Below are 14,210 nucleotides of genomic sequence, written 5' to 3' on the forward strand. Positions count from 1 at the left end.
GCCCCAGAAACGTGGATGCCCGCGACAAGCGCGGGCATGACGGCTCATGGGGCAAATTCGGCCAGCGATTTATTTCCCCAGCGCGCGGTGCACGGCCGCGATCACCCGATCCTGGGTCGTCTCGTCGAGATAGGCATGCATCGGCAGGCTGATGACCTCCTCCGCCAATTTGTCGGTCACCGGCAGGCCGCCCTCCGCCACCGGATAATGGCTATAGGCGGTCTGGCGATGCAGGGGTTTGGGATAATAGCAGGCCGTCGGGACACCTTCCGCCGCCAGTGCCTTGGTAAAGCCATCGCGCTGGCCGGGCTTCAGGCGCAGGGTGTATTGTGCCCAGACCGACAGATAATCCTTCGGCACCATCGGCACGATGGCGATCTCGGCGAGCGCCTTCGAATAGCGGGCCGCGATCCGGTTGCGGGCCTCGATCTCGTCCGGGAAAATCTTCAGCTTCTCAATCAGCACCGCGGCCTGAATGGTGTCGAGGCGCGCGGTCAGGCCGATGCGGACATTGTCGTACTTGTCCACGCCACCGCCATGCACGCGCACGCTCTTGAGAAGTGCCAGCAATTCGTCGTCGTCGGTCAGCACCGCGCCGCCATCGCCGTAGCATCCCAGCGGCTTGGCCGGGAAGAAGCTCGTCGCCGTCGCATGTCCGAGCGTTCCGATCTTGCGGCCTTTGTAAAGTCCGCCGAAGCCCTGCGCGGCGTCATCAAGGATGAAGAGATTTTCGGCTTTGGCGATCTCGGCGATGGCGTCGTGATCCGCCGGCAGCCCGAAGAGGTCGACCGGGATCACCGCCTTTGGCTTCAGCCCCTTCGCCTTCGCCGTTGCAATCGCCTTCTTCAGGCTCGCCGCATCCATGTTGAAGGTATCGGCATGCACGTCGACAAAGACCGGCGTCGCGCCAAGCAAGGCAGCGGATTCCGCCGTCGCGCAGAAGGTGAAGGCCGGGCAGAACACGGCGTCGCCCGGGCCAAAGCCCTTGGCGAGCAAAACCATCACCAGCGCGTCGGTGCCGCTGGCGCAGGAGACCGCATGCCTGGCGCCGCAGAATGCTGCAAGGCGCTTTTCGAATTCCAGAACTTCCGGCCCCATCAGGAACTGACAGTGCGAGAGGACGCGGCCGACGGCGGTATCGATGGAATTGCCAAGCCGGCGGCGCTGGGCGCCGACATCGATGAAGGGAATCGGTTGTGGGTCGATGCGGGCGTGCTGATTCATCGGTCTCACATTGATATTTGAAAGCTATCAGCCGGCGGCGCGGAGCGTCCGCTGCGGCACGACATTCGATTGCTGGCGGCCTTCGAGGCAGCGCATGGCGATGCCAAGACTGGTGACGCCCTGCTCGCCGGTCACCGGCGGGGTTTTGCCTTCACGCACGGCTTTCACGAATCCCATCAATTCCGCGCGCAACGGCTCGTCGTGGCCGACCGAGAGATGGCGCATCGAATAGCTGCCGTCGGGCTGAAAACCGAAGCATTCCGTCACCTGCCGGGTGAGCAGATCGCCGATCAGATATTTCTTGCGGGTCGCAACATGGACGGTGCGCGCCTTGAACGGCGTCAGCCAGTTGGTGTTGATATGCGCGAGCACGCCGGAGGCGGTGCGGAATTGCAGCAGCGCGATATCCTCGCGCTCGGCGACCGCGCTCGAGACCTGCGGCTGCACGTCGACGATGTCGGAATCGGTGAAATACTGAATGAGATCGATGTCGTGCACGGCGAGATCGATCACCACGCCGACATTCGACATGCGCGGCGGGAACGGACCGACGCGGGTGATGGCGACGGAGAGAATTTCCTCTTTGGTGAGCGCATCCTTGATCGCCTTGACGGCGGGATTGAAGCGCTCGACATGGCCGACCATCAGCGTGACGCCGGCCTTGCGTGCGGCGGTGATGATTTCCCGACCCTCGTCGACATTGGAGGCAATCGGCTTTTCCACCAGCACATGCAGGCCGCGGGCGATGCATTTCAGCGCCATCTGGTGGTGCAGATGCGTGGGTGCCGCGATGGTGACGGCGTCGATGTCGAGGCCAAGCAATTCGTCGGCGCTCTCGACCGCCGGCGTGCCGAGCACGCGCGTGACGAGATCGCGCTGCGCCTGGACGGGATCGGCCACCGCCACGAGCTGCACGTCCGGCAGACCCGCGAAGACCCGGGCGTGGTTTGCCCCCATGATGCCGACGCCGATGACGCCGACGCGCAGCGGCCGCCCCGGGCCGCCTTTAGGCTGTGAAGTCATAAGTAAAACTACCCCCGATACCCCGGCCAGGAACCCCGCCGTTCCCTAGCATGGCTAATGGATGGTGGCGACGTGTCCGGAATACGGTCCGGACACGTTTTCATTCAAAGCGTTACAGCGGTAGCCCGCAGGCTGGAACGGCTCCAGCCTATTCCGCGGCCCGCACGGCCCCCGGCAGATCGAGGGTCAGCCCGGCCGCCAGAGCGTCCTCCCGGAACGCCTTCACCGCATCGAGGGTAAGGTCGGCCCCGGTCTTGGTCCCGAGGGCCGGGAGCTTCTTGAGCACATCGGCGGGGGCGGTGATGATATGGCAGCCCATCCGATCGGCCTCGACCACGTTGTAGACCTCGCGCGTCGAGGCCCAGATCACCTCGACATTGGCGGTCTTGCGGGCGCGGGTGACGGTGTCGGTGACCAGCGGCTGATAGTCGATGCCAAGATCGGCGAGCCGGCCGGCGAAAACCGACACGCAAGCCTGCGCCCCGCCCGAGAGTGCCTCCACCCCGCGATGGGCATCGTCGGCGGTGAAGATCGCCGTGAGGTTGATCTTCACCCCGTCCTGCGACAGCGAACGGACCGCATCGAACAAGGGCTCCTTGCGGGTGGTCATGACCGGCAATTTCACGAAGACGTTGGGGCCCCAGGTGGTGATCACCCGCGCCTGCGCCACCATCTCCGGGATGTCGTCGGAGAACACTTCAAAGGAAATATGCCGGTCGGGCACCGCGGCCACCACCTCGCGCGCATAGGCCTCATAGTCCTTCACGCCCGCCTTTTTCAGCAGCGAGGGATTGGTGGTGAAGCCGGCGATCCATTTATTCTTCGCCATCTCGACGATCTGCGCCTTGTCGGCGCCGTCGGTGAAAAGTTTGACCTTCAGGGTGTCGAGCGTGATCGCCATGGTCCTTAGTTCCATCGTCTTATGTTGCCGCAGCCCGCGGATATTCCGGACGGTTCAAGCGGGAGTTTAGGTCTGAATGAAGGCGGAACCAAGCGGTTCTCACCGATGCTAGGACCGGCGATAGTCATCCTCGATGCGGATGATGTCATCCTCGCCAAGATAGCTGCCGGTCTGTACCTCGATCAGTTCGAGGTCAATCTTGCCGGGATTTTCCAGCCGGTGCGGCGTGCCGATCGGGATATAGATCGACTCGTTCTCGTGCAGCGTCTTGACCTGATCGCCGATGGTGACCCTGGCGGTGCCACGCACCACCACCCAATGCTCGGCGCGGTGGTTGTGATATTGCAGCGAGAGCCGCCCACCCTTCTTCACCACAATGCGCTTGACCTGGTAGCGGCCGCCAATGTCGAGCGACTGATAATTGCCCCAGGGCCGGTGCATGCGGATATGGTCGACGGTGACGCTCGGCGCGACTTCCTTCAGCTTTTGCACGAGCTTCTTCATCTCGGCGGTGTGTTCGCTATTGGCGATGAGCACCGCGTCCTCGCTGGCGACGACCACGAGATTCTCCGCCCCGAACAGCGCGACCAGCGGTTTTTCGGAGGAGACGTATGAGTTGCGGCTGTCGACGAAGACCGCCGGGCCCTGCGACGCATTGCCGAGCGCATCTTTCTGCGACAGTTCCCAGACCGCGTGCCAGGAGCCGACATCCGACCAGCCATAGGAGACCGGCACCACGGCGGCACGTTTCGTTTTTTCCATCACCGCATAGTCAATGGAGGTGGCCTTGGCGCCGCTGAAGGCGGCGGTGTTCAGCGTGACGAAGCCAAGATCGGAGCCGGCCTCGCGCACCGCGGTCTCAACGGCGGCGACGGATTCGGCATCGACATTGCGATATTCGTCGAGCAGCATTGAAGCGCGAAAGACGAAATTGCCGGAATTCCAAAGATAGCCTTGCCCGATGTAAGTCTCGGCGGTTGTCAGATCAGGCTTCTCAACGAAGGTCTCGACGGCAAAAACATCCTCGGCAATGGCAGAGCCAGGACGGATATAGCCATATTCGGTCGCCGGACGATCAGGGCGGGCGCCGAAGGTGACAATATATCCCGCCGCCGCGGACTGCGCAGCAGTCCGGCAGGCGGCAACGAAGGCGGAAGCGTCAGAGACGATATGATCGGCGGCAAGCGCCATCATGACCGGGTCGCCGTCCCGCTTGCGCGCGAAAGCGGCGCCCGCGGCGATGGCCGGGCCGGAATCGCGCCGTGTGGGCTCGAGCAGAATGTCAGCCTCGACGCCGATCTCGGCGAGCTGTTCGGCGACGATGAAGCGATATTGGTTGTTGGTGATCACGATCGGCCGGCCGAAGACGGCCGGATCGGAAAGACGCTTCATCGTCTCCTGAAAGGTCGATGTCAGCCCGAGCAGCGGCAGGAACTGCTTGGGACGCCCCTCGCGCGAGGACGGCCACAGCCGCGTGCCGGCGCCGCCGCACATGATGAGGGGGATGATGGGGTCACGCATACTCATCGCCGACATTCAGGAGGCATCGCCCCGACCGACGCCAATATACTTCAATCCCTGCCTCGAAACCTCATCGGCCGGATAAATATTGCGCAAATCGACCAGAAGAGGCTGCCTCAACACCGACTTCAGCCTGCCCAGGTCAAGCGCGCGAAACTGCTCCCACTCCGTCACAATCACCACGACATCCGCATTCTCGGCACAGGAATATTCATTGTCGCAGAAAGTCACATTCTCCAGCAGATCCTTGGCCTGATGCCCGCCGGCGGGATCGTAAGCCCTGATGTCGGCGCCCATGTCCTGAAGGGCTCTGATCAGGGAAATCGACGGCGCCTCGCGCATGTCATCGGTATTGGGCTTGAAGGTCAATCCCAGGATGGCGATCCTTCGCCCGCGGACCGAGCCCTCCAGCGCTGCGCTGACCTTGCGCGCCATGGCGCGCTTGCGGATGTCGTTCACGGCCGCGGCCGCCTCCACAATACGCAGCGGCACTCCGTGGTCATGCCCCGTCTTGATCAACGCCTGCAGGTCCTTGGGAAAGCAAGACCCGCCAAATCCAGGGCCGGCATGTAAAAATTTGGAGCCGATGCGATTGTCCATGCCGATGCCGCGCGCGATCTGCCGGACGTCGGCCCCCGCCTGCTCACAGAGGTCGGCGATCTCGTTGATGAAGGAGATTTTGACGGCAAGAAACGCGTTGGCAGCATATTTGATGAGCTCGGCGTTGCGGCGGCTGGTAAAGAAAATCGGCGAAGCGTTCAGATAAAGCGGCCTATAAAGCTCCGACATCACCTTGCGCGCGCGCTCGTCATCGGTTCCGATGACAATGCGGTCGGGATGCTTGAAATCACGGATGGCCGCGCCCTCCCGCAAGAATTCCGGATTGGAGACAACAGCGAAATCGGCATCAGGGCGCAATTCGCGAAGAATGCGCTCGATCTCGTCTCCCGTCCCGACAGGGACCGTCGACTTGGTGACGACAACCGTAAAGCCGTGCAGAACCGGCGCGATCTGGCGGGCAGCTTCATACACATAGCTCAGGTCCGCATGTCCATCGCCGCGACGAGACGGCGTTCCAACCGCGAGCAGTATCACGTCGGGGTTTTGCTGGAGCTCCGAAAGGTCAGCGGTGAATGAGAGGCGCCCGGCGGACAAGTTGCGCGCGACGAGATCATCCAGTTCTGGCTCGTAAATTGGGATGTCCCCGCGGCGGAGCGCTGCAATCTTTTTCGGATCGGCGTCGATGCACGTCACCTGATGGCCGAAATCGGCAAAGCAGGCGCCGGAGACCAAGCCGACATAACCCGCCCCTATCATTGCAACATGCATCAATCATCCACCCGTCGGGAAATCGAAAGCATTACGCCTGACGTCCGGCATACTCCCGGTACCAGGATGCGAACCGGCGGATCCCATCCTCGATTGAGGTCGCCGGACGGAACCCGACGTCGCGCATCAGGTCATCCACATCCGCGTAGGTTTCCGGCACGTCACCCGGCTGCATCGGCAGAAGTTCAAATATCGCCTTGCGGCCAAGATTTTCCTCGAGCAGCCGCACGACCTTCATCAGCTCAACGGGCGCATTGTTGCCGATATTGTAAATGCGCCAGGGTGCTGCACTGCGTGCAGGGTTGGGATTGTCTCCCGACCACGCGGGATCGGCCGCCGCCGGCTTGTCCACCAGACGCACAATAGCTTCGACCACGTCATCTACGTAAGTGAAGTCGCGCCGCATGTTGCCATGGTTGAACAGCTGGATTGGGCGACTTTCCAGAATCGCCGAAGCAAAAATCCACATCGCCATATCAGGCCGGCCCCACGGACCGTAGACAGTAAAGAAGCGCAGCCCGGTCGTCGGCAACGCAAATAAATGCGCGTAGGAATGCGCCATCAGCTCATTGGCTTTCTTGCTCGCCGCATAAAGGCTGATCGGATGATCGACATTGTCCGATGTGCGGAATGGCAGCCTGGTGTTGGCCCCGTACACCGAGGACGATGAGGCGAAAAGAAGATGCCTGCAACCGTTGTGCCGGCAACCTTCAAGAACATTGATGAAGCCCTGTAAGTTAGCATCAACGTAGGCATGCGGATTGATAAGTGAATAGCGGACGCCGGCCTGTGCAGCGAGATGCACGACCTTGGCAAAGCGATGCGCTTTGAAAAGCGCGGCCACGGCTTCACGATCCGCCAAATCAAGCTTCACGAATTCGAAGGCGCCAAGCTTTGAGAGCTCGGCCAGGCGCGCTTGCTTCAAAGCAGGATCGTAATAGGCATTCATGCTGTCGAGGCCAACGACCCCCCGGCCCTGCTCCAAAAGACGTCGGGCAACGTGGAAGCCGATAAATCCGGCTGCGCCTGTAACGAGAGTGGGTTCGGTCATGTAATCAAAATCTTACAAACGCCAGAGTTCGACGCCGGAAGGCTGCGATGAACGATCCAACATGCCTTTAACGTCCAGCACCACGCCTTGCCCATTATTGAGAAGACGCCCTATCAAGCTCCAGCCAGCCTTGACATACTCCTCATGCGAAACGGCAATGATAACGGCATCGGCGGGGCGCATTTCCTCGAACTTGAACAGCTTGACTCCGTATTCATGCTCGGCTTGCGCCGGCAACGCCATCGGATCATGCACCTGCACATCGAGCCCGAAGGATTGCAGTTCGCGAACGATGTCGATCACCTTGGAATTGCGTGTATCGGGGACATTTTCCTTGAATGTAAGACCCAGGACGGTCACCGTTGCCTTCGCCTTGTTTCGTTTCACCAGGCGCCGCACGCATTCATGTGCCACACGCTGGCCGACATTGTCATTGATCCGGCGGCCGGCGAGGATCACCTGCGGGTGATAACCCGCCTTCTCGGCACGATAGGTCAGGTAATAGGGGTCAACGCCGATGCAGTGACCGCCAACCAGCCCCGGGCGGAAATTCTGAAAATTCCATTTGGTCGCTGCGGCCGCCAACACGTCGCTGGTATCGATGTCAAGCTGCTGAAAAATGGCGGACAGCTCATTCATGAAAGCGATGTTGAGGTCGCGCTGGGTATTCTCGATGACCTTGGCGGCTTCCGCGACCTTGATCGAGGGCGCGCGATGAATCCCCGCCTTGACAACCGAGCCATAGACGTTCGCCACGATCTCGAGAGTCTCTGCATCTTGTCCTGACACGACTTTCGTAATCGTCTCGAACCGATGCACCGTATCACCGGGGTTGATCCGCTCGGGCGAATAGCCGACTTTGAAGTCTGCACCCGCTTTCAGGCCAGATGTTTTCTCAAGGACCGGAAGGCAGTCTTCTTCCACGGCGCCCGGATAGACCGTCGATTCATAGACAACGATATCGCCACGCTTAAGCACCGCAGCGACGGTGCGCGAAGCAGCGAGCATAGCGCCGAGATCAGGACGGTTTGCTTCGTCGATCGGGGTCGGCACCGTCACAATATAAAAGTCGGAGCCGGCAAGTTTCGCGGGGTCGCTTTCATAGGCCAACCCAGGTAGCGAAAGGTCCGCTGCCTCAACCTCCCGGGTTCGGTCATGGCGGCGGCGGAGCTCCCCGATGCGAACACCATCGACATCGAACCCGATCACAGGCACGCCTGCGCGAGCAAACGCAACTGCCACCGGCAAGCCTACATAGCCAAGTCCGATAACCGCTATTTTACGACCATGCGACACGCGAATTATCCCCGTCCGTGAGCCGGATGCCTGTTTAGCTACCGGGCTATCGAGCGGCAACAGCTATGTTTGGCATGCTTAAGAAGGCGAACGTCCGAGCAATTGGTCATAAAGCGCGACGGTCTCCCAGCCAATCTTCTCACTGGAGAATTCGGCCTCCACAAGCCGCCGGCCAGCCTCGCCGAAGCGCTTCCGCAAGGCGGGATCACCAGCGAGCCGACTAATCGCATCTGCCAAGCCCTCCACATCGTCAGGCGCCACCAAGATGGCGTTGACATCCTTGCGGGCGATTTCCCGTGAGCCGGGCACGTCCGTTGCAACAATTGGACGGCCGCACGACGCGGCTTCCAGGAGACTCTTCGGCAGACCTTCCCGGCGCGAGGGCAGGACGGCGATATGCGCCCTATTCCAGACATCTTGAATGTCTGAAACATGCCCTGGCAGCTCTACGCCCGGCAATCTTCTCCACTGCTCGACCTCATCTGCGGGGATGGACGCAGGATTGGCGGGGTCGCGATCACCGGCAATAATGAGCTGAATATTCTGGCCACGGCTCGCCAGCAATTGATGAGCCGCGATCAGGCTGTGAACACCCTTGTCTGCCAAAAGCCGCCCAACGAATGCAACCGTGATCTGACCCGGCGCTTCGGGACGGGGGGTGAATGCGTTTGTATCCACACCGGAGCCGGGAATGAGAAACAAACGGCTCCTGTCTCCACCCAAGGCTTCAATTGCACGACGGTCGTCCGGGTTCTGCACGAGCGTCGCAGCATATTTGTTTCGTATCGCCAGGCGCAGAAGCATTCTGAGAATGGGACGCAGCATGCGCGCCTTGAAATCGGCCGAGGTGAAACCGAAACCAAGCCCTGCAAGCGCATTCACCCTTCTGAAGGGCAGGCCAATGGCCGCCAGCGACCCGATCAAAGAAGGCTGCAAGGCAACATGGTGAACAAGGTCCGGATTGATCCGGCGATAGAGCGCGCGCACCTGACCGATGATGGACAGCAAGGCAACCGGGTTAGCACTGCCGCGCTCCCATCGTAGTGGATGCAATCGAAATCCGTATGATTCGATTTCAGTACCTCGGCCGACAACGCGCGTTGCGACATGCACCTCATATCCTGCCCGCTGGGCCGCGCAAGCCATCGGCAGGCGATGGGACAGGAAATACCAATCCTCCGTCACGAGATAGAGCAGCCTGGGCTTAGATGAAACAGGCACCGGAACGATCTGCTCGACAATTCTCAAATTCGCAACTTACGTCGCACATGACTACGCCCGGCGCCAGCCGCTCAAGCATTCGCACGGCGCCAAGCCTGGAACTGCAGGACCGTCCAGAGGGCGTGCTGCCAATTGCGACGGCCTTTCAAATGTTCGTCAAGCCGGTCGCGCACGGCAGCGGGATCGAACAAACCGGCCCTCGCAAGTTCTTCCTGCGATAGCAGATCCTCAGCCCATTCGCGCAAGGGCCCGCGCAGCCATTCGCCGATCGGAACGCCAAATCCCATCTTCGGACGATTTATCAAATGCTCGGGCAAGTACCGCGCGACCACGCCGCGCAAAGGCTGCTTGCCCTTCCCCGCTCTGATCAACCTGTCCGTCCGCAGACGCCACGCATATTCGACCACGCGATGGTCGAGCAGCGGCACGCGAACCTCAAGGCTCACGGCCATGGATGCGCGATCAACTTTTGTGAGGACATCGTCCGGCAGATAGCCCATCATGTCGAGCAACCGCAATTGGGCCGTCAATTCGAGCCCCGCTACCCGGCTCGCGGCGCCATCGAGCCATCCGGCGCTTTCCTTTCCTTCACGCAGAACGGCCGCTGGATCCGACCATTGCGAGATAAGGCGCCCGTACATTTCGAGCGGATCCTTTGCCGCGATCAGTCCAATCCCCTTGACGACCTTGTCGCCGAAATGGCTGGGCCGGATATTCCTCGGGACCAGAGGCGCGATCATATCCCACACCGCCGGCGAGATAAAATTCGCAGCTTGTCCGATAAATCGACGAGCAGAATGTGGGATCGGCCGCAGCATCTGCCACAGACGATCTACACCTTGATAGCGCACGTATCCGCCAAACGCCTCGTCGCCGCCGTCCCCGGACAGTGCGACCGTGACATGCTGGCGCGCCAAGCGTGAGACCAAATAGGTTGGCAGCTGCGATGAATCGGCAAACGGCTCATCGTAAATCGAAGGCAATTGCGGAACGAGCGCCAGCGCATCGCCCGGTGACAGGATGAGTTCGGTGTGTTCGGTTCCAAGATATTGCGCGACCGCACGAGCGTGGTCGGCCTCATTGAAATTCTGTTCGGAAAAGCCAATCGTGAAAGTCCGGACGGGTGCGTTCGATGACTTGCGCATGATCGCAACAACAGCAGTCGAATCCACCCCGCCCGACAGGAATGCCCCAAGCGGGACATCGGATACCATCTGACGCTTGACCGAATCCGACAGCAGATTGTCGAGCTCCTCGACGACCTCCGCGTCGGACCCCAACACCGGATTGGCCTGGCCGCGCCTCGCAATGTCCGGCAGGTTCCAGTAGATATGCTTCTTTAGATCATTCCTTGAGACCTCAAGTCGTTCAGCCGGGCGGAGCTTTTCCACGTCACAAAAGATCGATCGCGGCGCCGGAACGCAGGCATGGCGGAGATAAGCCCCGACGGATGCGGGGTCGATCGTGAAGGAGAGATCTTTCAGCGTCCGCAGAGCCTTGAGCTCCGATGCGAACGCGAAGCACCCGTTCTGGCGTGTCCAATAGAGCGGCTTGATGCCGAGCCGGTCGCGCGCAAGATGCAAAGTTCGGGTTGTCCGATCGAATATTGCAAAGGCGAAGAGGCCGTTCGCGCGCGAAAGTGCCCCGTCAATGCCGAACCGGCAGACGGCCTCGAGCAGCACCTCGGTGTCTGACGTGCCGCGGAGCGGCGTCGCCAGCTCGGCGGCGATCTCCGCAGCATTGTAGAGCTCCCCGTTGTAGGTGATGACCATACGCCCGTTGGCGCTGACCATCGGCTGGTGGCCCGTGGGGGTGAGATCGATGATAGCAAGGCGCCGGTGGCCAAGCGCCACGCCAAGCTCAGGATCGATCCAGTGCCCGTCGCCATCCGGCCCACGATAGGCAATGGAACCCGTCATGGCATCTATCTGCGTCTGCAGCGCGGTGTCGCTCTCGCCGCCGAAACGCCAAAGGCCGGCTATGCCACACACGTGCGACCTACCTTTGGGCAGAATGGGCTCCGATTCATATCAAGCATCTGCGGCATGGGCATTCAACGTGACTTGCCAAGGCGCCACGACTGCTCGCTGGCCTTGATGACGTCAGTCAAGACCCGGGCGTAAATCTGGTGACCGACTTCATTCAGGTGACCAATGCCAATTTTTGCACCGAAGCCGTACATTCGTTTCCAATCGTCCGAGCTCGGGAGTCTCCTGTCGACTTCCGCATCCAGGTCCACGAAGCCGATACCAGAGCGCTCTACCCGATTTCGGACCAATGCCGACAACCGCGCCCAGCGTTCCGGTTCGGGGGTGCATGCTTCGCTGCGCATTGCGATCCCCCGGATCATGAAGACGACTGGCATCTTGCCCAGCATGCCGCGCACGTCGGAAAGAAATCGTTCCAGTCGACGCGCCGCCCAGGCAGGCTCGCCTTCATTCCACAACCGCTCTTGCGCCGCCAGACCTGCGCGAACCGTTTCGCATGGGTCCTGCGAAGCCTCCTGAGTCGTTGCCGAAGCCGGAACAAGACCGAGTTTCGCCCGAATATACAGGGCGTTCAACACGAGCGAATGGTCGACCGCCCAAAAAAATGCGCGGCCAAGCCAGCCTTGCGCCAGCCGGTGACTGCGGCGATCTCGATAGCGCCGTCCGATCGATAGGTCTCCTGCTTCATTTTCCACGTAGGCCGGCAGGATCGAGTCGTCAGCCATCAGAGGATTGAGAAAGTCGTGGACCGAGAACGACAGGACCGCCACGTCAATATTGAGAAGCTCTCTTTTCTTGTTGACGAATAGCAGCTGCTGCAAGGGCAACGCTCCGCTCAATCCAAAATTCATGACCTCGACCGGAACGCCCTTGGAATTCACCTCACGCTCGGCGCGCAGGGTAAAAAGCGAATCCTCCTCGACCTGCAGCGCCTCGGTCACGGAATCACCCGCAACGGCGACGCGCAGCACGCGGGGCGCGGCCGCCTTGTCGCGAGGCCGGTCGCGCAGTCCCTGCGCGTTGATCCGCACATAGGCCCGGTTTTCGCGCAACCACAGACCTTCGACATTCGGCCTATGTCCATATCCCGTGTCCGGATCGGGACCGTCGAACTGCGCCTGAACCGCCGGCAGAATTCGCGCCCACGGGGAGGCGGACATTGCCCGCAATGCTAGCTCGAACAGGACAGCCGCAAGCAGCACACCCGCCACCAGTCCGCCGAGCCAGCGCAGCGATCTAGAAACGAAAATAGATGAACGGATTGATGTCATAGTTCGGGAACATCACGAGCAGCACACAAAGCCCAGCCAGAACTCCAATCGTAACCGGATGGCCGATATGGCGCATCGCGAACACCGCGCGACGCGTCTGAGCAAAACTCTCTGTCCAGTGGAAGCCCATCAGCAGCGCGATGCCGCCGGCTCCCCACACTAAGGTCAGCGCCGATGTCGTCGGAAAATCGAAACTGAACATGCGGCCAATATATCTGATCGCAAAAGAAATATCCGGCGAACGAAAGAAAACCCAAAGCACCATCACGATGCATATATGCACGCTCCATCGCAGGAGGCGCGGATACGACTTCACGCTCCCCGCGAGTAGCCTCCACAAAGCGATGTAGGCTCCCCACAGGATTCCCCAGACCACGAATGTCCAGTTGGCCCCGTGCCACAGCCCTGCCAGCGCCATCACCGCGACGAGAACGCACCCCTGCCGGATCAACCCTCCTTCGCGCCCACCGAGCGGAATGTAGAGGTAATCGCGAATCCAGGTTGAAAGCGTGATGTGCCATCGCTGCCAGAATTCACGCGGATCGACGGAAAGATATGGCGTCCGGAAGTTCTGCGGCAAACGCAGTCCGAGCAGCATAGCGACGCCGAGAGCGATGTCCGTATAGCCGGAGAAATCGAAATAAATCTGAAATCCGAACAGCCAGGCTCCGGCCCACGCGACCGCGGTGTCGGAGGGCACTTCGAAGAAAAGACCATCCACAACCGGCGCCAGCGAATTGGCAAAGATGACTTTCTTGATCAGTCCGGCAAGGCACAAGGCAAGCCCAAACACCGCGAGGCGCTGACGTGTCTTCGTCCCCTTCCACAGCGGGGCGAGCTGCGGCATCAACTGCCGGGCCCGCACGATGGGACCGGCAATCAGATGCGGAAAGAAACCCACAAAAAGTGTAAACTTGTGCAGCCCGACGATGTGGGCGCGCTTCATCCGCAAATCGGCGAGATAGGCCAGAATGTGAAAAAGATAAAATGATATGCCGAGCGGGATCGCGATCCGCTGGAAGTCGCTGACGACCGGTTGCGGCAACAGCATTTCCCGGTACTTGAAGAATGCCAGAACGGCGACATTGCCGGCCACCGCCATCCAGAAGATCAGGCGTGAGCGCTGCACCTGCGTTGCAGCAAGCCAGTTGGCCACAATGATGATGGCGAAGAGAGCAAAGTCGAAGCTGCCCGCGAATGAATAGAAGATGGCGCTGGCCCCGAGCAGCCCCCAACCCGCCAAGCCGGAAGGCAGCCGCACGAGGAGCATGCTGCCTGCGACCAGCAACAAGAAAAGCGGATTGTCAAAGTTCATGAGACTGCATGCTCGATACGGTCCTGAGCAATGGACTTTTCCGATCGCTGAAGAGGAGGAAGCTTCCGGC

Annotated in this window: 11 protein-coding genes; all 11 read right to left on the bottom strand. The window is 60.6% G+C overall.

Annotation, left to right across the window (positions count from 1 at the left end; translation table 11 throughout):
- Window positions 1-69: 69 nt before the first annotated feature.
- Complete coding sequence (locus RO009_22185) at window positions 70-1,224, bottom strand: DegT/DnrJ/EryC1/StrS aminotransferase family protein (protein ID MDT3687746.1); 1,155 nt, start codon at window positions 1,222-1,224, stop codon at window positions 70-72.
- 27 nt (window positions 1,225-1,251) lie between these two features.
- Window positions 1,252-2,247 (bottom strand): Gfo/Idh/MocA family oxidoreductase, encoded by a 996-nt coding sequence (locus RO009_22190; protein MDT3687747.1) that lies wholly within the window; start codon window positions 2,245-2,247, stop codon window positions 1,252-1,254.
- Between the two features lie 148 nt (window positions 2,248-2,395).
- Window positions 2,396-3,148 carry a transaldolase family protein gene (locus RO009_22195; protein ID MDT3687748.1) on the bottom strand — a complete coding sequence of 251 codons (753 nt, stop codon included), beginning with the start codon at window positions 3,146-3,148 and terminating at the stop codon, window positions 2,396-2,398.
- Between the two features lie 108 nt (window positions 3,149-3,256).
- Window positions 3,257-4,675 (bottom strand): mannose-1-phosphate guanylyltransferase/mannose-6-phosphate isomerase, encoded by a 1,419-nt coding sequence (locus RO009_22200; GenBank protein ID MDT3687749.1) that lies wholly within the window; start codon window positions 4,673-4,675, stop codon window positions 3,257-3,259.
- 9 nt (window positions 4,676-4,684) lie between these two features.
- Window positions 4,685-5,998, bottom strand: coding sequence for a UDP-glucose/GDP-mannose dehydrogenase family protein (locus RO009_22205; protein ID MDT3687750.1), 1,314 nt, complete (start codon window positions 5,996-5,998; stop codon window positions 4,685-4,687).
- A 31-nt stretch (window positions 5,999-6,029) separates the two neighbouring features.
- Window positions 6,030-7,049, bottom strand: a complete 1,020-nt coding sequence (locus tag RO009_22210) for an NAD-dependent epimerase (protein MDT3687751.1) — start codon at window positions 7,047-7,049, stop codon at window positions 6,030-6,032.
- A 12-nt stretch (window positions 7,050-7,061) separates the two neighbouring features.
- The gene (locus tag RO009_22215) at window positions 7,062-8,345 is read right to left on the bottom strand and encodes a nucleotide sugar dehydrogenase (GenBank protein ID MDT3687752.1); all 1,284 of its coding nucleotides are present in this window, start codon (window positions 8,343-8,345) and stop codon (window positions 7,062-7,064) included.
- A 78-nt stretch (window positions 8,346-8,423) separates the two neighbouring features.
- Entirely contained in the window at window positions 8,424-9,593 is a 1,170-nt protein-coding gene (locus RO009_22220; GenBank protein ID MDT3687753.1) for a glycosyltransferase family 4 protein, read from the bottom strand.
- Window positions 9,594-9,637: 44 nt separating this feature from the next.
- On the bottom strand, window positions 9,638-11,557 hold the full coding sequence (asnB, locus tag RO009_22225; protein ID MDT3687754.1) for an asparagine synthase (glutamine-hydrolyzing): 1,920 nt from the start codon (window positions 11,555-11,557) through the stop codon (window positions 9,638-9,640).
- A gap of 62 nt (window positions 11,558-11,619) precedes the next feature.
- Complete coding sequence (locus RO009_22230; GenBank protein MDT3687755.1) at window positions 11,620-12,825, bottom strand: SGNH/GDSL hydrolase family protein; 1,206 nt, start codon at window positions 12,823-12,825, stop codon at window positions 11,620-11,622.
- Entirely contained in the window at window positions 12,791-14,140 is a 1,350-nt protein-coding gene (locus tag RO009_22235; protein ID MDT3687756.1) for an MBOAT family O-acyltransferase, read from the bottom strand. The genes RO009_22230 and RO009_22235 overlap by 35 nt, the downstream gene beginning before the upstream one ends.
- Between the last annotated feature and the right edge of the window lie 70 nt (window positions 14,141-14,210).

The sequence above is a fragment of the Pseudorhodoplanes sp. genome (assembly GCA_032027085.1).
Classification (GTDB): Bacteria; Pseudomonadota; Alphaproteobacteria; order Rhizobiales; family Xanthobacteraceae; genus Pseudorhodoplanes.

Coding starts and splice junctions, on each gene's coding strand:
- RO009_22185 (MDT3687746.1), bottom strand. CDS start 1,224: ATGAATCAGCACGCCCGCATCGACCCACAACCGATTCCCTTCATCGAT.
- RO009_22190 (MDT3687747.1), bottom strand. CDS start 2,247: ATGACTTCACAGCCTAAAGGCGGCCCGGGGCGGCCGCTGCGCGTCGGC.
- RO009_22195 (MDT3687748.1), bottom strand. CDS start 3,148: ATGGCGATCACGCTCGACACCCTGAAGGTCAAACTTTTCACCGACGGC.
- RO009_22200 (MDT3687749.1), bottom strand. CDS start 4,675: ATGAGTATGCGTGACCCCATCATCCCCCTCATCATGTGCGGCGGCGCC.
- RO009_22205 (MDT3687750.1), bottom strand. CDS start 5,998: ATGCATGTTGCAATGATAGGGGCGGGTTATGTCGGCTTGGTCTCCGGC.
- RO009_22210 (MDT3687751.1), bottom strand. CDS start 7,049: ATGACCGAACCCACTCTCGTTACAGGCGCAGCCGGATTTATCGGCTTC.
- RO009_22230 (MDT3687755.1), bottom strand. CDS start 12,825: ATGACATCAATCCGTTCATCTATTTTCGTTTCTAGATCGCTGCGCTGG.
- RO009_22235 (MDT3687756.1), bottom strand. CDS start 14,140: ATGAACTTTGACAATCCGCTTTTCTTGTTGCTGGTCGCAGGCAGCATG.